General features: G+C 59.4%; 19 protein-coding genes and 1 pseudogene. 10 read left to right on the forward strand and 10 right to left on the reverse strand.

All coding sequences use genetic code 11. The features are described 5' to 3' along the window. Positions 1-24: 24 nt before the first annotated feature. Genes BSU04_RS16830 through BSU04_RS16840 form a run of 3 tightly spaced genes read right to left on the reverse strand, consistent with a single transcriptional unit; the run spans position 25 to position 3546 of the window. The gene (locus BSU04_RS16830; RefSeq protein WP_089161655.1) at positions 25-1149 is read right to left on the reverse strand and encodes an aminotransferase class I/II-fold pyridoxal phosphate-dependent enzyme; all 1125 of its coding nucleotides are present in this window, start codon (positions 1147-1149) and stop codon (positions 25-27) included. Further along, positions 1146-2582 carry an FAD-binding oxidoreductase gene (locus BSU04_RS16835; protein ID WP_089161656.1) on the reverse strand — a complete coding sequence of 479 codons (1437 nt, stop codon included), beginning with the start codon at positions 2580-2582 and terminating at the stop codon, positions 1146-1148. The genes BSU04_RS16830 and BSU04_RS16835 overlap by 4 nt, the downstream gene beginning before the upstream one ends. Then, entirely contained in the window at positions 2575-3546 is a 972-nt protein-coding gene (locus BSU04_RS16840; RefSeq protein ID WP_089161657.1) for an isopenicillin N synthase family dioxygenase, read from the reverse strand. The genes BSU04_RS16835 and BSU04_RS16840 overlap by 8 nt, the downstream gene beginning before the upstream one ends. A gap of 443 nt (positions 3547-3989) precedes the next feature. Here BSU04_RS16840 and BSU04_RS16845 point away from each other — a divergent pair, with 443 nt between their 5' ends. The 7 genes from BSU04_RS16845 to BSU04_RS16870 all read left to right on the forward strand — a co-directional run bounded on the left by BSU04_RS16845 (position 3990) and on the right by BSU04_RS16870 (position 11891). Continuing rightward, the gene (locus tag BSU04_RS16845) at positions 3990-4817 is read left to right on the forward strand and encodes a transporter substrate-binding domain-containing protein (RefSeq protein ID WP_089161658.1); all 828 of its coding nucleotides are present in this window, start codon (positions 3990-3992) and stop codon (positions 4815-4817) included. Between the two features lie 69 nt (positions 4818-4886). Next, entirely contained in the window at positions 4887-5537 is a 651-nt protein-coding gene (locus tag BSU04_RS16850) for an amino acid ABC transporter permease (protein ID WP_089161659.1), read from the forward strand. Positions 5538-5549: 12 nt separating this feature from the next. Continuing rightward, the gene (locus tag BSU04_RS16855) at positions 5550-6218 is read left to right on the forward strand and encodes an amino acid ABC transporter permease (protein ID WP_089161660.1); all 669 of its coding nucleotides are present in this window, start codon (positions 5550-5552) and stop codon (positions 6216-6218) included. 50 nt (positions 6219-6268) lie between these two features. Further along, positions 6269-7156 (forward strand): amino acid ABC transporter ATP-binding protein, encoded by an 888-nt coding sequence (locus tag BSU04_RS16860; RefSeq protein WP_089161661.1) that lies wholly within the window; start codon positions 6269-6271, stop codon positions 7154-7156. Positions 7157-7185: 29 nt separating this feature from the next. Beyond that, the gene (hutC, locus tag BSU04_RS16865; protein WP_089161662.1) at positions 7186-7947 is read left to right on the forward strand and encodes a histidine utilization repressor; all 762 of its coding nucleotides are present in this window, start codon (positions 7186-7188) and stop codon (positions 7945-7947) included. 237 nt (positions 7948-8184) lie between these two features. Then, positions 8185-8307 carry a hypothetical protein gene (locus tag BSU04_RS47655; protein ID WP_256982905.1) on the forward strand — a complete coding sequence of 41 codons (123 nt, stop codon included), beginning with the start codon at positions 8185-8187 and terminating at the stop codon, positions 8305-8307. A gap of 467 nt (positions 8308-8774) precedes the next feature. Continuing rightward, positions 8775-11891, forward strand: a complete 3117-nt coding sequence (locus tag BSU04_RS16870; protein ID WP_089161663.1) for an enterotoxin A family protein — start codon at positions 8775-8777, stop codon at positions 11889-11891. A gap of 252 nt (positions 11892-12143) precedes the next feature. Here BSU04_RS16870 and hutH read toward each other — a convergent pair whose 3' ends face one another. The 5 genes and pseudogenes from hutH to BSU04_RS45485 form a co-directional block, all read right to left on the reverse strand. Then, positions 12144-13673, reverse strand: a complete 1530-nt coding sequence (gene hutH / locus BSU04_RS16875) for a histidine ammonia-lyase (RefSeq protein ID WP_089161664.1) — start codon at positions 13671-13673, stop codon at positions 12144-12146. A gap of 271 nt (positions 13674-13944) precedes the next feature. Next, a pseudogene (locus tag BSU04_RS48800) lies at positions 13945-14137 on the reverse strand (helix-turn-helix domain-containing protein); the annotation flags it as partial. A gap of 358 nt (positions 14138-14495) precedes the next feature. Further along, a complete protein-coding gene (locus tag BSU04_RS16885; RefSeq protein ID WP_089161665.1) occupies positions 14496-15134 on the reverse strand; it encodes a LysE family translocator in 639 nt (212 codons plus the stop codon). Positions 15135-15333: 199 nt separating this feature from the next. Beyond that, complete coding sequence (locus BSU04_RS16890; RefSeq protein ID WP_089161666.1) at positions 15334-16185, reverse strand: class I SAM-dependent methyltransferase; 852 nt, start codon at positions 16183-16185, stop codon at positions 15334-15336. A 19-nt stretch (positions 16186-16204) separates the two neighbouring features. Beyond that, positions 16205-16393: an aldehyde dehydrogenase family protein gene (locus BSU04_RS45485; RefSeq protein ID WP_256982900.1), complete on the reverse strand. Its 189-nt coding sequence runs from the start codon at positions 16391-16393 to the stop codon at positions 16205-16207. 954 nt (positions 16394-17347) lie between these two features. Between BSU04_RS45485 and BSU04_RS16895 the strand changes: the two genes are divergently transcribed. Both BSU04_RS16895 and BSU04_RS47660 read left to right on the forward strand, forming a co-directional pair. Continuing rightward, a complete protein-coding gene (locus tag BSU04_RS16895; protein ID WP_256982878.1) occupies positions 17348-18349 on the forward strand; it encodes an HAF repeat-containing protein in 1002 nt (333 codons plus the stop codon). 211 nt (positions 18350-18560) lie between these two features. Next, positions 18561-18695, forward strand: coding sequence for a hypothetical protein (locus tag BSU04_RS47660; RefSeq protein WP_256982879.1), 135 nt, complete (start codon positions 18561-18563; stop codon positions 18693-18695). A gap of 45 nt (positions 18696-18740) precedes the next feature. Here BSU04_RS47660 and BSU04_RS16900 read toward each other — a convergent pair whose 3' ends face one another. Continuing rightward, complete coding sequence (locus BSU04_RS16900) at positions 18741-19436, reverse strand: helix-turn-helix transcriptional regulator (protein ID WP_089161667.1); 696 nt, start codon at positions 19434-19436, stop codon at positions 18741-18743. Between the two features lie 89 nt (positions 19437-19525). Here BSU04_RS16900 and BSU04_RS16905 point away from each other — a divergent pair, with 89 nt between their 5' ends. Then, complete coding sequence (locus BSU04_RS16905; RefSeq protein WP_089161668.1) at positions 19526-19813, forward strand: DUF1330 domain-containing protein; 288 nt, start codon at positions 19526-19528, stop codon at positions 19811-19813. Between the two features lie 189 nt (positions 19814-20002). On the opposite strand, the gene BSU04_RS16910 is transcribed toward BSU04_RS16905, so the two are convergent. Then, positions 20003-22039: an arabinofuranosidase catalytic domain-containing protein gene (locus BSU04_RS16910; protein WP_089161669.1), complete on the reverse strand. Its 2037-nt coding sequence runs from the start codon at positions 22037-22039 to the stop codon at positions 20003-20005. Positions 22040-22899: the final 860 nt, after the last annotated feature.

Here is a 22899-nt window from a genome sequence, read left to right on the forward strand (position 1 = left end):
TAACGTTGCGCCGGCGCGAACCAATCACATCGTCCGACGCCTTTTGAACGACTCGATAAACAAAGCATTATCCGCGGCGCTGCCAACGCTGACTCGCATGCAGTTTTCATAACCCGGTTCGCGCCAGGGCTTCACAATCACCCCATCCTCCAGCATCCTCCCAGCGAGCTTGGCCGCGTTCTCCCCGCAATCGAAGAAAAGGAAATTCGCGCGCGAACGTGCCGGACTCACACCCAGCCCGACCAACCTAGCGCGCATCCATTCGCGACCGGAGCGCGCATCCGCAACGCTCGCCGCAACATGCGCCTGATCGCCAAACGCCACGGCTGCCGCCTGCTGCGCAATCTGGTTGATATTAAACGGCGTACGCACGCGGTTCATCAGCCCGGCGAGTTCCGGCGCCGACGCCACGCCGTATCCCACTCGCAGTGCCGCCAATCCATAGGCCTTCGAAAAGGTACGCAATAACAACCACGGCAAACCTGATTCGCGCAGCACGGCAAGACTGTCCGGGTAACCGTGTTCATCGGAGGCATATTCGAAATAGGCTTCGTCCCACAACACCAGTGTTCCCGGCGACACCGCGCTCAGCAACCGACGCATTTCAGCAGTATCCATCGCGCATCCAACCGGATTACTAGGATTGCTGATAATCAACATGCGCGTACGTGGCGAGATGGCGGCGACCAATGCGTCGACATCGAATTCGAAGTCCGACCGCATCGGTACCGTGACCACCTTCGCGCCAACACTCTGCGGATAGATGATGTGTAAGCCAAATGACGGGATCACGGTGATCACTTCATCGCCGGGCGCGAGGAACGTATGGGCTGCAATGGCGAGCAAGTCTTCGGAGCCGTTTCCGAACAACAACTGCTCGTGATCGACTGAGAGCCGGTCAGCAATCAGCGCGCGCAATGCGCTGCATGAAGGATCGGGATAAAGCGCGAGCGTGCCGGTCGTGGTGAACCGGGCAAGATGCGCAAGCACGGCCGCGCTCGCGCCACGTGGATTTTCATTGCTGCCAAGCTTGGCGACATGCGAGAGGCCATAGCGCGCCCGCACGAATTCCCCCGATAACCCCGCGTTGTACGCAGGCAGGCCGCGCACTTCAGCACGCAGGCTTTCTATAAAAGCGGTCACGCTCATTGGGTTCCTTGTTCGTTTCGAGCGTCTTGATCGCCCGCGGCGGGCAGCACCTTGCCGGGATTGAGGATGCCGTGCGGATCGAGGGCATGCTTGATCGCCTGCATGCAAGCAAGTTCGGCGGGACTGCGCGAGTAGCCCAGGAACGGCCGCTTAAGCACGCCAATGCCGTGTTCCGCCGATATGGACCCGCTGTAGTCGCGAACCATGCCGTACAGCGCATGGTCGACTTCTTCCACCGTCACGCCGGGAATCGAACGTGCATCGAGCGTGACATGCAGGTTCGAGTCGCCGATGTGGCCGAAATACAAACCGTAATGTGTCGGCCAGCGTGCAGTGAAGTCCTTGCGGCAGGCGTTGACGAAATGGCCAATCTCGCCTATCGGCAAGCTCACATCGAAATTGATCGGCTCGATTTTCACCGGCAACTCGGCCGTCGCCTCGCGAATCGCCCACAATGCCTGAGTCTCCGCCTGTGACTGTGCGACAACCGCGTCCATCACTACGCCCGCTTCAAGCTGTGCGTTGAGTGCAGCGGCGAATCGCTCACCGTGATCGTCGGAGAACCCGGCCTGTTCGATTAATGCATAGAGCGGATAAGCTTCGCCAAGCGGCGATTGCCGGGAGCGTGTCAGCGCGACGCCGAAGTCGTAGAACTCCGGCCACATGATTTCGAACGCGCCGATTTCATCGCCGAATGTGGCTTGCAGCGAGCGCAGCAACGCAACCGCGCCGTCGTAATCGCTAAGCGCACACAGCGCGGTATTGCGCGCGGCACGGCGGGGTTTCAAACGCAGTACCGCACGCGTGATCACCCCAAGCGTTCCCTCCGATCCGATGAACAGGTTGCGCAAGTCGTAGCCCGTATTGTTCTTGACCATCTTGTTCATTGAACTGAGCACGCTGCCGTCGGCAAGCACCGCTTCAAGTCCGAGTACCTGATCGCGGGCTGTGCCGGACTGCAGCACGCGCACGCCGCCCGCGTTCGTGGCGAGGTTGCCGCCTATCTGACACGAACCGCGCGCGCCGAGATCGAGGGCAAATTCGAACCCCGCTTCCTGCGCGGCGTCCTGCACGGTTTGCAATGTGGTACCGGCAAGCACCGTCATGGTCGCCGACGCGCGATCAACCTCTTCGATCCCCACCAGCCGTTCGAGCGACAGGCAGATGTCGCCACTGGAAGGAATGGCGCCGCCCGCCAGCCCGGTCATGCCGCCCTGCGGGACAACGCTCTGACGTGCCTCATTGCACAGGCGCAGCACGGTGGCGACTTCGTCGGTTGAACGCGGCAGCACGACCGCCAACGGTGGCACTGGCGAGCGACCACTCCAGTCGCCGAGATAGCGCGGTTCAATGGCATCGCCGAAACGCACGGACTCGGCGCCGAGTGCATCAATCAGCGTTTGTACTATTGCTTTCATGGTTTGCTCAGCCATTCGCGCGCTTCTTTCTATAACCCATGGAATCGTTGATCCGCCCCAGGATGTAGTCGCCCGCAGCCACCGGTTCATACAGCGGCCGCACGCCCTCAAGACCGAGATCGCGCGGGTCCACGCTCGCGCCATAAGTCGGATCGTAGAAGGTCGCGATCGAATAACGCTCCTGCCCGGAGCGATTGATGACGCGATGCAGCGTCGAACGAAAGCGATCGTTCGACCAGCGCGCCAACAGGTCACCAACGTTCACCACCAGCGTTCCCGGAATGGGCGGCGCGTCGATCCAGCTGTCGGTTGCAAGCTCCTTCACCTGCAAGCCACCCACGTTGTCCTGCCACAGCAGCGTGATGCACCCGTAGTCCGTATGCGGCGCGACACCGAACTGATCCGCGTCGGACTTGGGCGCTTGCGGCGGGGAATAGACCATCTGTGTGCGCTGCATGCGCTTCGTATATTTGCTCACGAAAAACATTTCGTCGATATCCAGGCTCACCGCAACCGCCCGCAACAAATCCGCGCCGCACGCGCCGATCGCTTCGTAGTAGCCATAGAGTGCCGGCTGCAGCGACGGCATGAAGTCAGGCCAATTATTCGGGCCGCGCAGCGCTTCACCGGCAAGCACGCTCGGATCGTCTTCCGGCAACTCCAGGCCGATGCTGAAAAACTCCTTGTAGTCAGGCTTGGTGGCCTGATACATGAGCGCGTCGCCAAGCGCATTAAAGCCGCGATGCCGATGATTCACCGCGGCACGCCGCTTCACTTCCGGCGGATACGCAAAGAATTCGCGCGCCGCTTTCACCGCGCCTTCGAGCACATCGGTCGGTACGCCGTGATTGCTGACGTAGAAGAAGCCGATGCTCGTGCACGCGTCACGGATCGCGGCGGCGGCTTCGCGCAAGCCAGCGGGATCCAACGCACGAACTGCCGCCAGATCGACGACGGGGATGTGAGAAATCGAGGTCATCCAGGTGCTCCGAAGTTTTATCGCCGTCTATACCGTGCGGGCCGAACGGGCCTCTTCGCATGTGTGACGGGCATCGTGCCGAACCGGCGCAAGACGCGCGGCCGATCCAAAAAACGTTTTACCCGCGCGTCGTCATGCAGTGTCTGCGCGGAACCCGTCATGACCGGCTCCGCGCTGCCCAGACCTGCGCGCAAGCGTCTGCGGATAAGCCGTGAGCGCCCGCCGAAATCCGGATCAAGTGTCTGTATATACCGCCAATTAGCCGAGCGCAACCCGGCGTTTTCGCGAAGTCCGTAAGCCTTGGAATGGTGCGGCAAGAAGTATTTTTGACACGCTTGGCAACGCAAATTGACGGTATATACTGAATCGCACCACATGCAGGTCGGCGCACCGGTTCGCATCTTTGCCCAAGCCGGGAGCACTTTAACCAAGGGAGTTCAACAATGAATTTTTTCTCGAAGTGGAAGGGTCGTCTGCTCGTGGCCGCACTGGTCGCGACAGCGGTTTCGGCGCACGCGGAAGACCAGTTGGCGAAGGTCAAGAAGGCTGGCGAACTGGTGGTCGGAACCGAGATGCAGTTCGCACCGTTCGACTTCCTGGAAAACGGTCAGCAACAAGGCTTCAATAAAGACTTCTTCGCCGAGTTGTCGAAGGAACTGGGTGTGAAAGTACGCTCCATCGACCTGCCGTGGCCAAGCGTGCTGCCGGGTCTCGAAGCCGGCAAGTTCGATATTGTCAGCGGCCCGGTGACGATCACCAAGGCGCGCATGGAGCGTTATGAGTTCACCCTGCCGATTGCCGACGGCACCGTCGCGTTGCTCAAACGCGCGAACGACTCCAGCATCAAGACGAACGCCGACGTCGCCGGCAAGGCAGTCGGCGGCGGCAAGGGTTCGGCGCAACTCGACCAGTTGAAGCAGTACGTTGCGACGCTGCCGGGCAAGACGAGCGTGCGTGAATACATCGACAACAACCAGGCCTATGCGGACCTTGCCGCTGGCCGGATTGTTGCCGTGGGCAATTCGTTGCCGAACATCGCTTATGTGGCGCGCCAGCGTCCGGACACATTTGCTGTCGTTCAGCCTCCGTTCGGCACGAAGGTGTATTTCGCTTATCTCGGCCGCAAGGACGCGGACAGCAAGCCGCTCATCGACGCGATCAATCAGGCGATCGTCAAGATGCACGGTGATGGCCGTCTCGCTGCTCTGCAAAAGAAGTGGTTCGGCGTAACAATGGACACGCCCACCACCATGCCTTCGCCTAACTATTGAACTGCTGAATCAGCGAACCATTGATGCCCTGCAGGGCGCTTGAGCGCCTTGCTCCTTGCCGGACAGCCCATGTTCAGCCTTCACGCGTTGCTTGATGCCCTTCCCTATCTGATCAAGGCTGCGCAAGCCACGATCCTGATTTCACTCGTTGGGTTGGTGGTCGGCTTCATTGTCGCGATCGCCGTGTGCAGCGCCCGGCTCTCGAAGAACCGCTTCGTCTCGAAGCTGGGCGGCGCGTATGTCGGCTTCTTTCGCGGCGTACCGTTGCTCGTGCAGCTTTTGCTCACTTACTATTTCCTGCCCTTCATCGGCATCAACGTGCCGCCGCTCGTGGCCGCCGCCGCCGCCGTTTCGCTATGCGAAGCCGCTTATCTTGCGGAGATCCTGCGGGGTGGATTTATCGGCATTCCGCATGGACAGCTCGAAGCGGCGCAGTTGCTCGGTTTATCACGGTTGCATGCCGTGCTGCGTATCCAGGTGCCTCAGGCGCTGCGCACGACGATGCCCTCGCTCGTCAATGAGATGGTGATGCTGGTGAAAGCGTCGTCGTTGATTTCAGTCGTCGGTGTCGCTGATATCACGCGCACCGCGCAGAACATTGCCGCCAGCACGTATCGGCCGCTGGAGGCGTATGTTGCCGCCGGGCTGGTGTACCTGGTCATCAACGGGGCGTTGTCGCTGGCCGGGCATCGCGCAGAACGCCGCATGGAACGGGCATAGGAAGGCATACCCATGGCCATTCAATTCGACCCTACGGTCCTCACCGACTCCCTTCCCGCCCTCGCCGAAGGGTTTGCGACAACCATCGCCGTGTGGATTGGCGGCGTGTTGATCGGCATGGCGATCGGTTTCGCCATCGCCCTGCTGCAAATTTTCTGCGGCAAATGGGTCCGCGGATTCTTGCGTGCCTACATAGAGGTGTTCCGGGGAACGCCGTTTCTCGTGCAGCTTTTCGTGCTGTATTACGGCGGCCCTTCGCTTGGGCTTTCACTTGAGCCACTGACGGCAGGCATTGTCGGGCTAGGGCTCTATGGCAGCGCATATTTCGCGGAAGCGTTCCGCTCCGGTTTTACCTCGGTGCCGCGCGGTCACATAGAAGCCGCCGAGTGTCTCGGCTTCACGCGGCTGCAAGTCATCATGCGCGTACAGTTGCCGCAGATGCTCGTCATCATCGTGCCGGCGCTGACCAACCTGATCATTGTGCTGAGCAAGGAAACTGCAGTGTTGTCGGTCGTCACCGTGCCGGAGCTGACGTTCGTGCTGACCGGTATTGGCTCGGAGCGGTTTGCGTTCGTCGAAACCTTGCTCGCACTGTGCGTGTGTTATCTCGTGCTCGTGGAAGTGGCGTCGCGAGCCGGACAGTGGGTCGAGATCCGCGTAGGCCGCTTCCTCACACGGTGAATACGCTTAGACCCCCATCAAACCGAGCGCTGAATCACGAAGAACCCGTCATGAAGAAACCGAATTCTGAAAACACGCTGACGCCCGCCGAATATCTTGTCGATGCGCGGCATGTCGGCAAGCATTTCGGCGCGCTGAAAGTGCTCGACGACGTGTCGCTCGCCGTGCGCAAGTCGGAGGTGACCTGCATCATCGGACCGTCGGGTTCGGGAAAAAGCACCCTGCTGCGCTCGCTTGCATTCCTCGAGGAATATAGCGAAGGCGAGATCTATATTGAAGGCGAATTGATCGGTTACGTCACCGATCGCAACGGCCGGCGCGTGCGGGCGCCGCAAGCCGAGATCAACCGCGTGCGGCGCAACGTGGGCATGGTGTTCCAGCAGTTCAACTTATGGCCTCATATGACGGCCGTTGAGAACGTGGCCGAGGCGCTGGTGCGCGTGCGCAAGCTTCCCAAGGCCGAGGCTCGCAAGCGCGCGCTGGCCATGCTCGACAAGGTCGGTCTCGCCGATCGCCCGGACAATCATCCGGCACGGCTCTCCGGCGGGCAACAGCAGCGTGTGGCCATTGCCCGCGCGCTGGCAATGGAACCGCACATCATGCTGTTCGACGAACCCACCTCCGCACTCGATCCCGAGTTGGTCGGCGAAGTGCTGCAAGTGATGAAGAACCTCGCGAACGACGGTATGACGATGGTGATCGTCACGCATGAAATGGGCTTCGCCGCGCAGGTCGCGGATACGGTCGTCTTCATCGATCATGGCAAAATTGAGGCGCAAGGATCGCCCGAAGACGTGTTTCACAACGCGCAACAGCCGAGGCTTAAACAGTTCCTGCAGAACTATCTCGACCGGAACGCGTTCTGGGCGCGACGTGAGGAACCGTCGGCGAGTGCGGTCCACGTGAGTACCGAACCAGCGGGATATAACGAAAACTGAGCCATACCTGAGCCATACCTGAGCGAGACATGAATACAACCAGCCTTTCGAATCCGGCATCCGCCACCGCGCCGCTCGCGCGCTACGAGCGTGTGAAGGAACATATCCGCACGCGCATCCTCTCCGGCGAGTGGCGTCCCGGCGACCGGATTCCATCGGAGATGACCTTGGTCGGCGAGCTGGGCGTGTCGCGCATGACGATCAACCGCGCGTTGCGCGAGCTCACCGAGCAAGGCGTGCTGACGCGCTTCTCAGGCGTGGGAACGTTTATCGCGGAAGAAAAACCGCAGTCGACGCTGCTGATGATCGCGCACATAGGCGATGAAATTCGCGCACGCGGACACGAGTACGGCTATACGATCGTGCACGCTGCGCGTGAGGCGGCGGCCAGTGATGTATCGGCGGCACTCGGACTCGCACCGGGTGCGTCGGTATTCCATGTTGTGTGCGTCCATCGCGAGAACGGCGTTCCGGTTCAGCTCGAAGACCGTTACGTGAATCCTGACGTCGCCCCGCATTTTCTCGAGCAGGATTTCGCGACGGTGCGGCCCTCGGAGTATCTGTTCAATACCGTGCCGGCGCACGAGGTCGAGCACGTAGTTGACGCGGTGCTGCCCTCGCGTGCGGATGCGAAACTACTTGAGATCGGCCCGGACCAGCCATGTCTCACGCTCGTGCGGCGGACCTGGGCGAATAACGTAGCGGTGACGTTCGCGCGCTTCGTGCATCCGGGCACGCGGTATCGGTTGGGATGCAGGTTCAGCGCCGACAATATGCAGCGGCAGAGTTGACCACTTGAACATGAACTTGAACTCGAGCGCGTGCGACATCGGCGCAAAGCGTCGCATCGGTCAGCCATGCGATCCGGCGCCGCGCCAACGTGCCAATTTTCGTGGCGGCGATGTCGAGGAATATCCGTTAACCAGGCGTGGATCGTCAGCCGCCTGACGGGCCCGCGAAACGAAGGCTCGCCGGTGGCTGTTGTTGCATCGCCGTCAGATACCGGCTTTGTGAGCCGTGAAAGCAAGATGAAGTTCAGCCTGTCCGAAGGGATGGCGCTGGCGGCCTCGGCCACCGACGAAAAAACCGAACCGGGCCTCTACATGCTCGAGCCGGATAGCGGCGCGAAGCCGGGCATGCGCGTGAAATAAACTGGCCTCAGTTTTGCAGCGCTCGTAAAAAGGCACGTCTGCGGACGTGCCTTTTTCTTTGGCGCGAGCCATTCCCCGCATCCCTCGGATAGCGATGATTGCAGCGCCTTGCGCCGCACTAACCCGGTATCTCACCCCGCCATTTTTAATATGCAAGACTGATCAATATTGAAACCGGGCCGGCATCCAATCCTGACTCGATGTGGCCCGACAACCGGAGGTACATGTCATGCGAGTTGAAGGATCTACCACGAGCGCATCGCTCCCCTTCCTGCAGAGCGAAAGAAGTCCAGGCAACCGTTTGAGGAGCCAAGCAAGACGGGCTAGACGAACGCGTAACGCGGTCTAAAAGCAACGACACGAACGATGCAAAAGCAGATAAAGGCAGATCCCGGGCGCCGCGGCTGAGGGCGAAACGCCTGCGCGGCTTGACGTGATTTCATCATTTCGAAGATCAGGAAGTTTCCATGCGCGTTGACAGCTATAGAGAAATTGCCATCACCGGCGAGCCCATAGACGATGCGGCTTCGTCGGACACCCGGCGCCCCCTGAGGCCCGCCGACGCGGGGAGTCTCCCAAGCGAAGTGGTCGATCGCAAACAACCATCGCCCAAAGAGACTTACGAGCGCATCCTGAATGCAGCCGCCAGCGAAAACGGCCGCATACCGCGCTCACCAACTTCGCCGCCAGGACCTTCCGGTATTCCAGCTGGCGCCACCAGCGTTCAGATTCACGGCTTGACCGTGAATCCGCGTCCAAGCCTGGCACCAGCTCAACCAACGCCGGAACAGGCGGCCCAGTCCGGGGTTGCGGACACGCTTTATCGGCCCGCGTCAGCGGCAAGCGGCGTCACGTCGTCTTATCAGACTGACGAGCGCATGCTGCATGCCGCCTCCAGCGAAAACGGCCGCATACCGCGCTCGCCAACTTCGCCGCCGCCAGCACCTGCCGGCATTCCAGCTGGCGCCACCAGCGTTCAGTTTCACGGCTTGACCGTGAATCTGCGTCCAAGCCTGGCACCAGCTCATCCGACGCCGGAAGAGGCGGCCCGGTTCGCGATTGCGGACACGCTTTATCGGCCCGCGTCAGCGGCAAGCGGTGTCACGTCGTCTTATCTTAACCAGGACGACATGGCAAGCAATCCAAGGGTTCAAGCCGTCGCGCAAGGGCGTCGAATCGAATCGGGTTGCCTCGGCTGTACATTGCTGGTCATGCGTGGCGCCGCCTCAAGCACACGCGGAGCGAACCTGTTCGATTCGGCCAACGCGGTGAGAAAAATTTATGCTCGAGGCGGACAGATAAGATCAGCCGTACTCAGCTCCATCAGAAGCTTGCAGAGCAGCGGACAATGGAGCGGTGACTCACGTGAGTTGCCCGGCTATACCCGGCACCCCGGCACCAACGGGCTGCGAAGTGGCCTTCAACTGGTCTCCGATCTCGAGGACCATTTCGCCACGCCTTACACCACACCGGGCCGAACGATGGGACAGCCCAACACGTTTGCCCTGATCGGACTCTCGTTGTCAAACTCTCCCAGTGGCGTCTTTTCGGTTGAACGCCCGGCGCATGCGCTCTGCGTTCAACGCTTACATGCGACCGGCGACTATCGCAACGACGCTTACACGCTCTATGACCCAAGCCAAGGCGCATTGCGCTACGACAATTTCGGTCAAATGACATACGCGTTAAGCCACTACTATGAAGCGGCCTATCCCGGACTCGGCGGCTTCACATCGGCGAGCACGTCGTACTACGCGATGCAGAATGTGCTGCAGCACCCGATGGCGCAACAACGCCTCGGTGACGTAGGTGGAAGCTACGGAATACCACCCGCTCTACCCATCCCCGCGCCGCCCCTCGTGTCCCCGCAGCCGGACCGGCCCGAACCTGCGCCTCTACCCATCCCCATCCCTTCCCTCACGCCACCTCGGGCGGACCTGCCGCGACTACCCGACTTCGACCAGCCAGGTCCGTCCGGTTACCAACCGCCGCACCACGACCTGAAGCGTAGCGCCGACACCGACAGCGAGCGCCAGCCAATGGCGCTGTACCGCCCCTCCGTCGTCTCGCCGGCAGACCTGAAGAAACTCGGCGGCTTCAGCGCCGAGCAGACGCCACTCGGCCAGGTCAACGTCGATATGCACAACTTCGACGTCGCCGCCGACCCCTCGGTGATCGACGGTGCCGGCTATCTCGGCACCTTCCGCAAGCCCGAGACAGCGCAGCAGAATCCGGCACTCACCGACGCAAAGAACGGCTACGTCTACGCGGTCGCGCCCACGCCCAACATGATCGACGTCAATGCCACGCTCGGCCCCAATGCCCGTCGTCCCGGCACCGGCGAAGTCGCCGCGCTGGGCCGCATCGACTACACGCAGATTCGCGGCTGGCAAAAAATGGAAAACGGCAAACTCGGGAAATTCACGGCTAATCCCGACTATCGCTGGGACGTCTACGACCAGACCCGCACCGCTGGCGCCCAGCCACAGTTGTCGCGCTTCGCCGGCACCGACCCGGCCTGGGGCGACAGCGCGCATCGACCGTTCGCCACGGCGCAGCAGCATGACGGCAAAACCGTCTTTTCGCCGCGGCAAGAGCCAAACCTGACCCAGGCGAGCTTCTACAACCACGCGCTGGAAAAAATCCGTTACCTGAGCGACCAGCAGGCTCAAGGCCTCGACTATCGCGGGACAGTGAAACTCGTCTCCCACAACGGCGCCTACGGCACGCTACAGGGCAACGTGCATATGCCGCCGGGGCAGCTATTCCACCCCAACGGCCCCAACGACACCGACGTCACGGTAACGAACAGCGCAGCCGACGTGAGCGGTTATTACGCGTTCCGAATGGGTGACGACGGCCGGTTTCACACCAAGGTATTGGGCGAAGACGAAGTCCTGCGGGTGGGCAGCAACGGTTACCTGTATCTCGACTATGCGCCCACGGATCCGCAGAACAAGAATGGCGTGTTCCGCTACACGGACAACCACCTGATTCACGAAGAAGACCACAAGGTGCTCAGCTATTCCTACGCGGGCTATGCGTATGTGAGCAGCGCGGACTACGACAGCGACTATTCGCAGTGGAAGCTGACCGACGGCAGCAACAAGTCCTATGCGCCGCCGAAAAGCATCAACCTGTACTACGACAACACCGCAGGCAGCGCACGAACCCAGTATGAATTCGACAAAGATCCGGATTCGGCGCTCCCGGCCGGCGCCACTTACTTTGCGACGCATATTCCCAGCGCATCCACATCTTATGAAGACACGAACTCGTTCATGCGCGAGGCCACTCGCGATCAGCAGCAGCAGACCGTGGACTGGCTCAACCGTAACCAGGCGGCACTGCTGTTGCCGGACGGCTTCTATCTCACCGCGACCGGTGAACACACGCTGGAGGTGCGCAATCTGCGAGGCGATACCATCAGGACCGTGCATACCGATGGGCCGGCGCAAGGCGACACGTCCTACATCGACTCCCGTTACCGGGTGGACGAGCGCACATGGGCTCGCCTGCAAAGCGAACAGGAGCGCCGGCAGAAGTTTGAGGAACTGAGCAAGACCGCGTATGCGGTGCAATAAGCGCGCATGACGGATTAGATTGGCGGCCTCAAAAGTGATCTGCAACACCTGTCTCGTATAAGGTGTCGCGATGTCCGAAAAAACTGCTTACCAACAACTGCAGCCTGAAGAACGCCTAACCATTGCAAGCTTGCATCTGATGATCGCGCGCTTCGTGCATCCGGGTACACGGTCTCGGTTGGGATGCAGGTTCAGCGCCGACAACATGCAGCGGCAAGGTTGATCACCGCTGCTGTCGCACGCGTTCAAAATTCAGGCCACCCCTTCCGATGCGAAGTGCAGCGGGCAGAATGCGGCAATCATTCCGCTTGTTACCTGCTTCGTCACGGCCACTATGTCCGGTGCGAAGTAGTGATCGAGCGAATAATGCTCGACCTCCGCGCGAATCGATTGCATGACTGGCTGCAGGCGCGGGCTGGTTTGATGTGGCGCGCGAAGGTCCACGCCTTGCGCGGCCGCCAGCAATTCGATGGCAAGAATATGCGCGACGTTTTCCGCAATATAACCGAGCTTGCGGGCGGCGAACGTCGCCATGGAGACGTGATCTTCCTGATTCGCCGATGTCGGCAATGAATCGACCGATGCCGGATGCGCGTAGGTCTTGTTCTCCGACGCCAGCGCCGCAGCCGTCACATGCGCGATCATGAAGCCCGAATTCACGCCGCCATCGCGTACGAGAAACGGTGGCAAACCGGAAAGCGTCGCATCGATCAGCAACGCGATCCGGCGCTCCGCCAGCGCACCAATTTCCGCAGCGGCGATAGCGAGGTTATCGGCGGCGAATGCAACCGGTTCCGCGTGGAAATTGCCGCCAGAGAGCACTTCGCCGGTGTCCGGGAAGATCAGCGGATTGTCCGATACGGCATTCGCTTCGATCAATAGAACATCGGCCGCATGGCGCATCTGGTCGAGGCACGCGCCCATGACTTGCGGCTGGCAACGCAGGCTGTACGGGTCCTGAACCTTGTCGCAATCCTGATGCGACAAGTTGATCGCTGAACCTTCCAGCAACGTGCGATAGGCAGCCGCCGCATCGATCTGTCCGGCGTGACCGCGCAGCGTGTGAATGCGGGCGTCGAACGGAACGACGGAACCCATCGCGGCATCCACCGACAACGCGCCGGACACCAGCCCCGTGCGGTACAGGTCTTCGATCGCGAACATGTTGTACAACGCGAGCGCCGTGGAAGCCTGCGTGCCGTTGAGCAGCGCGAGACATTCTTTAGCCTGCAGCGTCAGCGGTTCGAGGCCGGCGGCTTTCAGTCCATCGAGTGCAGGAGCCTGCTTGCCTTCGATAAACACCTCACCAATGCCCAGCAACACGCCCGACATATGCGCGAGCGGCGCGAGGTCGCCCGATGCACCGACAGAACCTTTCACCGGGATGACCGGCAGGATATCTGCGTTGAATAACGTGATCATCGCATCCATTACAACGCGCCTGATCCCCGAGTGGCCGCGCCCGAGGCTCGATAGTTTCAACGCCATCAGCAGGCGAACGACCGGCGCCGCCATTGGCTCACCCACGCCCACGGCATGAGACAACACGAGATTGCGCTGCAACAGTTCAAGCTGATCGGCGGGAATGTGAGTGTTTGCCAGCCGCCCGAAACCCGTATTGATCCCGTAGGCCGGCAAACCCTTCGCAGCGATCTCCTCCACCGCTTTCGCGCATGCGTCGATGACCGCGTGACTTGCCGGATCCAGTGACAGCTGGACGCGTTCCCGCGCGATGCGGCGCAGTTGGGGCAATGTGAGTTTGCCGGGGGTGAGCTTGATCATCGGGTCGTCCTTTTCTGTCTTTGGCTGCGGCTTGTCTATACAAGAGAATAGCCTCGAGTCTAGGACAACAAAATCGGTATATACAAGAAATTTTTTTGGTGCGAATGAAAGAAAATCTTGGTAGCGGTGGATGGCAGCATTGCCAGATGACGGCGAAAATCTTTTGAGGAATCGAGCTTCCAAACAAGCTTTATTTGAGTTGACCTCGAATTTTCAAGGTTCCAGGCAGGAACAAGTCACTAATGAATCGCAGCGCCTGTCGCTGTCTATACTACGGATCCAACCCACCGCCCTCGCTCACTGCCGTAGCCGCTGCAGCAGTACGTGTCTGCACCCCAACTTCTCAAAGATATGCCCAGGTGTTTCTTTACAGTCCGCGGTTTCATCCCGAGAATTTCGCTGATATCGCGATTCGTCTTGCCTCGCGACGACCACAGCAACACCTCCGCCTCGCGCTGCGCCAGCCCGAAACGCAGCGCCAGATCTGCCGTATCGCGCCCGTCGTCATGCTCCTCGAAAACCACGATCCAGGTGCCGCGATTCGCCCCACCTGCGATGCGCGCCACCAGCCTCTTGCCGCAGTTGTCCTCGCATTCCGGTGTCAAGTGATCGGCGCATGCAGTGAATGAACGTTCGGCGCTTGAGCCGGTTCTTTCGTCTGCCCACGGAGCGGGTTGCGGTTGCTGCTCGGGCAAGATCAAACTACCGCACCCCGCCGAGGCGCAAGCGGCGCCGCGTACAGCCGCCGGCCGGCCATGGATGATCAGCCACCAGGACTGCTCGCTTAACGAGGGCCCGCCAGCGGCTGTTGTTGCATAGCCGTCAGATACCCGCTTTATGCGCGGTGAAAATCAATCGAAGGCCCAGCGCGGTAATTGCGCCTGCAGCAAAATGATCAATCCATTTCTTGGCCCGCAGATAAAGCTCGCGCGGACGGCGGCTGGAGAAACTCAAGGCGACAACGGTGTACCACCCTGCTTCTATCGCGAAGATCATAGGCGGCAGGATGAGGTAACACCAGAGCGGAGGATGTTGCGGCAACAAGGCAGCGAAGATACTGCCGTACCAGATGGCAGTTTTCGGATTGCTGAGTTGCGTCGTGAGGCCGATCCAGAATGATTTACGCAAGTTGTGGTGTTGCGCGTCCCGCCCGTCATCCACGACCAGCGGACTGGATGCTCCACGCCAGATCTTCGAGGCGATGTAGATCAGGTAAAGCCCACCGGCAACCTTCAGGCCGACATATAACCACTCCACCGCCGACAGCAGCGTATAAAGCCCCGCAAGCGCGACGCCGCTAAAGAAAACGCCGCCCACGCCCATACCGAGTGCGGTCGCCAATCCGTCCGCACGTGACAATCCGATCGCGTTGCGTGCGACCAGCACAAAGCTCGGACCCGGGCTCATCGCCCCCATTAACAGCGCGGCAAGTATGGCGGCAACGGCGGCTAAGGCGGTCATCGGCGTTCTCCAGGAAGTAAGGTGATGGGATGCGTTTTCCTGAAAAATAACACGAGCAGATCGGCCCCGCATTTGCAAGTTAAGTGGATTGTTAAACACCAGTCATGACTTGCGCGCTCAACTCATTAGACCGGGCATCACTTGCGCGGATTTCGCCAAAGCTAAGCAGCGGTGTCAAAGTGTCAGGAAGACCCGTTCATCACTCCGGTCTTCGCGCCGCGATTCCGTACATCAGCGGCAAGCGCACCGTGTCTTGCGGAGGCACCATGCGGCGACCACCGCTGTCGTGCATGCCGTCAAAACCCTTCCAACCATTTGCGTACGGGTACTCTCGAAGTTGCTCGATGAGCAGTCCGCTTTTGGCCAACGCCGAGACAACGTCCCCGATTCCCCAAAAGAATTCGACGCTCGGATGCGGGTTCACGAAGGCCTCAAAGCCGGCCTCGTAGCCGTCGGGTACCAGTCCTTCGCGTGACAGCGCAACGTAATCGCTGACCCCGTCGCTTGCGATCGGCGAATGGTCGAAATAGTCGTATCGCATTTCCCATTGCTCGTCGAAGATCATCAGGAAAGGATGGAATTCAACGAGTACGAAGCGTCCACCGGGCTTCAGGGAGTGCGCGACGCCTTGCGCCCACGCGTCGATATCGGAGAGCCAGCACAGGGTTCCATAAGAAGCGAACACGCGGTCATACCGGCCCGGCGTCCGTGCCTGTTCGGTGAAATAGGTCAGCAAGTCAGCGCGGTGGAATGTCGCCGGGATGTGCGCTTGCGCCGACAAGTCTCGCGCGAAGCGAATGGCTTCTTCCGATATATCGACACCGGTCACGTTGGCGCCTAGACGCGCAAGACTCAAGGTGTCCTGTCCCGAATTGCACTGCAGATGAAGCAGGTCCAGTCCGTCTATGCCGCCAAGCAACTCGACTTCCTCGGGGAACAACGTTGAACCGCCATTACGAAAAAATGCAGCCTGATCGCCCTTGTGACTGTTATGCGCTGCCGTAGCGGCGTTCCAGGAAAGACGGTTTTTCTCGTGAAACTCGTTTGTCATGGTTTTTTTCTAAGCCGTTTCATGCTCTTCGATCAAGCGTTGTCGAACCCTTTGACGTCGATCGAAACCGGCCCATGGCCTTGGGTTCGAAGTTGTCATAGGCATGTTTCAGTTCAGTGTATTCATCGAGTCCCGCACGCGAGAGATCGCGTCCAATTCCACTCGCTTTATAACCGCCCCACGGCCGGTTTGCACAAGCGCGGCCAATTTAATCTACTGAGTCTTGAATCACGCACTTGATGTTTCGCGACACCGGCGCGCGTGTCTTGTAGATAGCGATGAACGAGTGCATTGGGCGTAAGAGGTCGAGTGGGTCGAGCGCTCAACCCTGGTTGTCGTTTAACCCACTATCGAGCAAATGTAAGTCATCGCAATTTTTGATTGTCATTATTCTGCCTCTCTATTTAATAAGTTGAAAAAAGCATTCCATAGACTAGACTGCTCCATAGCTTCCATCTGTACACATTTCCTAATTTCCAATACGGCATGCGGATAAGGGGCGACCTCGTCATTGACCACGATGATCCATGGTGGATCAGTTCTCATGTCCGGGTTGTGCTGGCCAGCAACTCGAACTAGCCATGTGCGCTTTCTAGTGCAAGCCAGCGCAATCTATCTCGATACAGATGCGAGAACGGCATATGGACTGGTTTTTATTATTTACCAGAAAATTCGAATTTCTATCGACCTGCGCCTGGATCGAGACGCAAGGTGTACCGCGTTGTACCGCAAATCAATCGAAGTCGTGCCGATGTTGGTGCATATGCCCGTGACTGTCCGGTAGCGCGTTGTCGGAAGTTCAGCTAGCTTTGGCAGGCATCTGGCGCCTGCCCGCCTTTGGTTCTCTTTGCTTGTGAGAGCCCGTTTTCATTGAAACGGTAATGATGGCACTGAAAATCCGCAGAACGCACCTGAAGCTAAACAAACGCTTGCCGCCCCTCGGCTTTACCGACACCCAATAGTCTTTCAGCTAAATGGAGACGTCAACATGATTAAACGTTCACTCGTGGCTTCACGCCGTTGCTTGCCCAAGGTCGTAGAGGGGACAGTGAGGATTGCCTCCCTCTTATTGGCTGCGCCTTGGTCAAAAAGCATTCGGCACGCTTGCGGCCAAGTGGCCGGTCGCAATCCAGGTTATGTCCCAGGAAAGGGGATTGGCAGTGTGCACTTTGTCCACCGCGCCCTGATTGCTTTCACCCTGCTCGCGGTCGCCGCATTCCAGCCTGCCGCAGGCCAAAGTTTCACCATCAAGGATCTCGGCGCGCTCCCCGGTGGCAACTACAGCAACGCTCTCGGGATCAACGAGCGCGATCAGGTGGTCGGCTACTCAATCGGCGCGAGCGGGAACACGTACGCTACTCTGTTTGAAAACGGGGTGGTGACCAACCTGGGCACACTCCCCGGTGGCAACTTCAGCTCAGCCGCCGCGGTCAACAACCGCGCCCAGGTGGTCGGTGCCTCCACCACCGCACGCGGGAACGACCACGCCTTTCTGTTCGAACACGGGGTGATGACCGACCTGGGCACGCTCCCCGGTGGCAACTCCAGCTCAGCTGCCGCGGTCAACGAACGCGGCCAGGTGGTCGGTAACTCGTCCAACCTGCGCGGGTACGTGCACGCTGCTCTGTTTGAAAACGGGGTGGTGACCGACCTGGGCACGCTCCCCGGTGGCAACGAAAGCGGAGCTTTGGGAATCAACAATCGCGGCCAGGTGGTCGGCTACTCGTCCACCGCAAGCGGGATCGAGCACGCCTTTCTATTTGAGCATGGTGTGATGACCGACCTGGGCACGCTCTCCGTTGGCGGCCTCAGCCATGCTCAGGCGATCAACGATCGTGGCCAGGTGGTCGGTGTGTCGTCTACCGCAAGCGGGTTCGTGCACGCCTTTCTATTTGAAAACGGGGTGATGACTGACTTGGGCACGCTTCCCGGCCGCAGCAACAGTAGCGCTTTTGGAATCAACAATCGCGGCCAGGTGGTTGGCGAGTCGGATATCGGGAACAACGCGTACTCCCCGCACGCCTTTCTGTTTGAACGCGGAGTGATGACCGACCTGGGCACGCTCCCTGGGGACGACTTCAGCGAAGCTGTCGGGATCACCGAGCGCGGCCAAATCGCGGGTAACTCCACATCGCACGCTATCCTTTGGACGCGAGAAAGATGACTCCCGATCTCTAGTGATTCACAAAAATTGTTGAGACTGCGGGATCGGCATAGCGCGTGGTCTCGCAGCGCTTTTCGCCCTGACGTGCCGTATACGGTGCGGTCACTGGCTGGCACTTACTGTCTGCACCCGGGTGGCCTGCTTCGGCCGACGACGCAGCAGTTGCCATGGAAGTGCGACGGTCTGATTTCGGGGTGAAGCCGCCGTTCGCATGTCCACGCGGAATCCGTCCGTCGATTTGACGGAACGCAAAACATCGGCGCTGGTCGTGGTCGACGTTCTCGGACTCTATTCCGCTCAGGTTGTGCAAAGCGCGGAGCAGGAGATCAACGCGAGAAACAGGTAAGCGAAGACCTGCATACCGACCACGCTTAAGCGAATTACTGCGCGCCTACCAAGGCGTCGACTTCGCCAGATGCGTCCGGTACCTGCTCAATAGCACCGCCCTCGCCCCTGGATACCGCTCGCCCGTTTCATCGGCTGACGCGATCCTGTCGGTGCGAAAACTACGGAAATCCCGGCGCTTTTCGCACCACGCGCCAAGAATGCGGACATTGTCCAGGAAGCCGAGCACGACCGGCCAGACGACTCGATCCGACGGCTCGCCTTGCGCGTCCAAATACCCGATCCGCAGCTTGCACTGGCCGCGAATGGCCGCGCGCAGGCTCGTGAGCGGCACGGCGTTGACGGGGAAATCCGGGACTGGAGGGCCGGAATGAACGGTCGGGGCAAGCATGGCATCCTTGCCCGACGCGTTCAATACAGCATCAATCTTCGCTAGCGCCTGAGCCGCGGCCTTGCGTAGAACCTCATCGCCGCGTTGGTCTACATACCGCAGACCAAGCACCACGGCGTCGATCTCGTCTTCGCTCAACATCAGAGGCGGCAGGAACAACCCCGGCCTGAGCACGTACCCTATGCCTGCTTCGCCGTGTATCGGCGCGCCCTGTTCAATCAGCGTCGCAATGTCGCGATACAGCGTGCGCTCGGACACAGCCAAGTCCGACGCGAGTTCGGATGCGGTCACCGGCACACGCTTCGCGCGCAGCCTCTCCAGCAAGGTCAATAAACGAGTGGTTCGTGACACCCTGACTCCTGACAGTATTTGACAGGAGTTAAACGTACCATGAACTTCACCGGATCAATCCCGCGCCGCCAACGAACCACTGGAACCCTATGCCCGCCTACGTCATTTTCATCCGCGAGAAAACACGCGACGCCGATCAGTTGGACCGTTACAAGGAAAAAGCGCAGCCCGTCTTCGCGAATCATCCCGTGACATTTCGCGCGTACAACGGCCGTCATGAAATACTCGAAGGTCCGAACGCGGAGGGCGTTTGGATCCTCGAATTCCCTTCATTCGATGCCGCCCGCGCGTGGTATCACGACCCGGAGTATCAGGATGCATCAATGCACCGGTTCGTGGGTTCGGACTATCGGTGCATCCTGGTCGAAGGCATGTGATTACCTGGCCGGGGCTGCGTTCATTGCGCCTCACGTTCCGATGGCGCTAAGCCACCATCCGAACCGCTTGCGCGTACACCGCTTGCCGCGTACACATGTGGCGACTACCTCGCTGACTTCTTCCTGGTGTCTCCGAGGCTTCATGCTCTCAAGTGCTGGCGTCTGCGGAAAAGCGATGCCTTTTCACACCTACGTTGCCGAGGCAGTCACGATTGCCAGGCTTGGACAATAGTGCGTTGCACTCAAGTACGGCGCTTGCTGTGAGCGGACACCAGAAGCGCTAGACGTCGGCGGATCGATAAACACTTGCGCGTTGTTCGATCCCGCGGGAGCGGTCAGCGTCATCGTCACCTTCCACCAGTTGCCCGATTTCACCGCGGTGAGCGACGTCGCCTGTCCAGAGCCCCATGTCCCTCGAACTATAGCGCCCGTATTCGTATTGAGAACCCACGCAAACTCGGAGCCGTTCGGGTCATCGGTCTGGATTGATCCGCCAGGAAAGACCGTCGCGTTCGTGGTAGCAAGGACATAGTCGGTGAAACTATATGATTGGCCGCCCTGAACCCTGATGATTTCGCGGATGTTCGAGACCGACGAGCCATTCGTACTGGTAACCGTTGCGGCCCCCCTGTTCACTCCCGAGATGTCAGTCGCAGGCACGGCGGTCCCGCCATTTTGTTGCGCCCATGCATCCGGTGTCGCGAGACTGAGTGGCGAATTGACCAGATTGTTTGCATAGCAGGCTGCCACGGCCTTATCGGCCGGCGGCCCATAAAAGCTTGCAATGCTCGCCTGGATTGCGTTATCGGTCGGGTCGGATGTCGCTTTGGTAATTACCGCTCCTTCGAAGAACTGTATAGGCGCAGCGCTACCGTCACCGCCTTCCCCGAGCGACAGACCGCCTTGCCATTGCCCGTTGAATGCATGGCCCGCATCGTTGCCAAAGTTGAGCGCTTCCGGAGGCGCCTGGTCGTAGAGCGCCGTGAGTACATTCTGCGAGGCAGACCCGCCTTTGACAGCGAAGATATTTGACGCGGCCACCGGCGAGTATTTGGAGAGCACCGTGACGAACTTCTCCTTCGGGGGCTGCGGCGGGCCGTAAAGATACACTCCCGCTTCTGCGTCGACGCCCGGCCAGTTGATGTCAAGTGCGTTGCATACGGGGTCCTTGACGTTTGGCGGCTGGCTCGAATTGCCGTCACAATATCCAAATACCGCCGCGTTGCCGTTCGAGAACGCCAGCGCGAACATTTCGCCTTCGACTTCTCCGTGTGCATAGGTACCGGGGTTAGCACTGCTCTCCATATTTCCGTAAGTCCCGCAGCAAGTGGAGGACTGGCTGTAGTGCGCTCCCGCCACCATATATTCGGCAATGTCCGAGTCGCCGATCGACTGGTTCACGGTGCCGAACCGGTTGCGATACGCCTGTCCTGCCAACGTACCCAAGGCCGGAATCTGGGCGCCTTGCAGCGGCACGAAGCCGAGCTTGGCGGGCGTACCGGGCAGCGCCGGCAAATCATTACCGATCGATATCTGGTGGGTCGGCGACTGCGTGGTCAGCGGGGTTGGAGGCTGGAGAAGTTGAACGCTCAGTGTCCCACTGGTTCCTGGGAGCGTAATCGTCGCAAAGCCGTTGAGGACCGGGACAGTCGTCGCCTTCTGCGCCGCTGTGCTGGTGCTCGGAACGGTCAACGACTCTGTTCCATTCGCGTTGAGCGTGAGGGTGGCCGGCACATTGCCGAACGCGCCGCCCTTGAGAGGTGCAACCAGGTCGACCTGATCGTAAATGTAGGTAACGGAGCAGGTTGTATTGTTGCAGAACGAGTTTGCGCTTTTGACATTTGCCGAGCTGATCAGCGCGTGGTCGGCCCCATTCGGCAAGTTAGCCGACGTATAGGGATAGACGTCCAACGTTGTATTATCGGACGCTCGTTGAACCTGGAACAGCGGGCCCCTGTAGTTCTTTGTCAGCAGGCGTGTCACGCTATGAGCCGCCGAGCACGGCGTGTTGGCTGTTGCGGCGGCGTCGCAAGGTAGAGGAGACGCCGTTGCCGCTTCCGCTGATGCACTGTCGTTCAGCTGGGCTGCAGCAGTTGCTGACGCACTTGAGTTCAACACGCCTGCGCCTTGAGATGCAGACGTGCCGCTACTATCTCCGTTACATGCGGCGAGCGCGACCGTCATCGCCAACAAAACAGAAATCAATCCAACTCCTCTGGACATCATGAACTCCTCCTATGAAACCATGCTTTTTGATTAGATCGAAAAATTTAGTTATACGAACGTATTTACTTACAATCAACACTGATCAAGCAGGTACTCTTCGGAACTGTCACTCACTCTTGGAGGGTTATCACATGCGCTGCAGAGCAACGCAACGCACCTCTGGTCCATGCTGCGCCTTCATCGCACGCTTTTTCGATCGCGATCCCGCACGGGTGCGACTCGTGGTCGAAAAAACTGCTCTCAGCCACGCCACGCTCGAAATTTGAAGTTGATCGTTTGATAGACAACACAGATGCCAGCAAGCTGCTCGACGTACGGGCTGTCGAACCGCACTGGCGGTCCGTCACGCGGGGTCTTGCGACGGCTCGCGAAAATGGTTGCATCGTTGTCGCTGGCGGTGGTGGCTAGGACACGAGGCTAGCGGCCACCAGCATCACTACCACCCGTTGCAGCGCTCTGAGATTCGCCATGCTCGTCTCCATTGTCATTGCGTCGATTGTCTGCCCAACGCGGACAGCAGCCGATGCCGCGAGGCGGTACGGCAGGCTCGCCAGGTAATAATATTAATACATAATATTACTTCGACATCTCAGTATATTCCCGCATGTCTGCGCGATAGAAATTGAACAATGACACTTACCACAAGCGATATACACAAGCAAAAGCGTGCGTAGGTAATATTATTGCTAATTCGGATTGTAATAAAACGGCGAGATACTAGTCGAGCGCTCGTCCGTCAGCATGATTGAATATGCGAGATAACCAAAGCATTCCTAATCAAAATTTTCGAGAACCGCGTCAGGCGTACGACGCACTGAACACGATCCTTTTTCCGGTCCGATCCAGTTATGTGGCCACAT

The organism is Caballeronia sordidicola (assembly GCF_002220365.1).
In the GTDB taxonomy this organism is placed as follows: Bacteria; Pseudomonadota; Gammaproteobacteria; order Burkholderiales; family Burkholderiaceae; genus Caballeronia; species Caballeronia sordidicola_C.

What these genes read in the sequence shown, in the direction of transcription:
- BSU04_RS16830 (WP_089161655.1), bottom strand. Translation starts at nt 1,149, where the DNA reads ATGAGCGTGACCGCTTTTATAGAAAGCCTGCGTGCTGAAGTGCGCGGC.
- BSU04_RS16835 (WP_089161656.1), bottom strand. Translation starts at nt 2,582, where the DNA reads ATGGCTGAGCAAACCATGAAAGCAATAGTACAAACGCTGATTGATGCA.
- BSU04_RS16840 (WP_089161657.1), bottom strand. Translation starts at nt 3,546, where the DNA reads ATGACCTCGATTTCTCACATCCCCGTCGTCGATCTGGCGGCAGTTCGT.
- BSU04_RS16845 (WP_089161658.1), top strand. Translation starts at nt 3,990, where the DNA reads ATGAATTTTTTCTCGAAGTGGAAGGGTCGTCTGCTCGTGGCCGCACTG.
- BSU04_RS16850 (WP_089161659.1), top strand. Translation starts at nt 4,887, where the DNA reads ATGTTCAGCCTTCACGCGTTGCTTGATGCCCTTCCCTATCTGATCAAG.
- BSU04_RS16855 (WP_089161660.1), top strand. Translation starts at nt 5,550, where the DNA reads ATGGCCATTCAATTCGACCCTACGGTCCTCACCGACTCCCTTCCCGCC.
- BSU04_RS16860 (WP_089161661.1), top strand. Translation starts at nt 6,269, where the DNA reads ATGAAGAAACCGAATTCTGAAAACACGCTGACGCCCGCCGAATATCTT.
- hutC (WP_089161662.1), top strand. Translation starts at nt 7,186, where the DNA reads ATGAATACAACCAGCCTTTCGAATCCGGCATCCGCCACCGCGCCGCTC.
- BSU04_RS47655 (WP_256982905.1), top strand. Translation starts at nt 8,185, where the DNA reads ATGAAGTTCAGCCTGTCCGAAGGGATGGCGCTGGCGGCCTCGGCCACC.
- BSU04_RS16870 (WP_089161663.1), top strand. Translation starts at nt 8,775, where the DNA reads ATGCGCGTTGACAGCTATAGAGAAATTGCCATCACCGGCGAGCCCATA.
- hutH (WP_089161664.1), bottom strand. Translation starts at nt 13,673, where the DNA reads ATGATCAAGCTCACCCCCGGCAAACTCACATTGCCCCAACTGCGCCGC.
- BSU04_RS16885 (WP_089161665.1), bottom strand. Translation starts at nt 15,134, where the DNA reads ATGACCGCCTTAGCCGCCGTTGCCGCCATACTTGCCGCGCTGTTAATG.
- BSU04_RS16890 (WP_089161666.1), bottom strand. Translation starts at nt 16,185, where the DNA reads ATGACAAACGAGTTTCACGAGAAAAACCGTCTTTCCTGGAACGCCGCT.
- BSU04_RS47660 (WP_256982879.1), top strand. Translation starts at nt 18,561, where the DNA reads ATGTCCACGCGGAATCCGTCCGTCGATTTGACGGAACGCAAAACATCG.
- BSU04_RS16905 (WP_089161668.1), top strand. Translation starts at nt 19,526, where the DNA reads ATGCCCGCCTACGTCATTTTCATCCGCGAGAAAACACGCGACGCCGAT.
- BSU04_RS16910 (WP_089161669.1), bottom strand. Translation starts at nt 22,039, where the DNA reads ATGATGTCCAGAGGAGTTGGATTGATTTCTGTTTTGTTGGCGATGACG.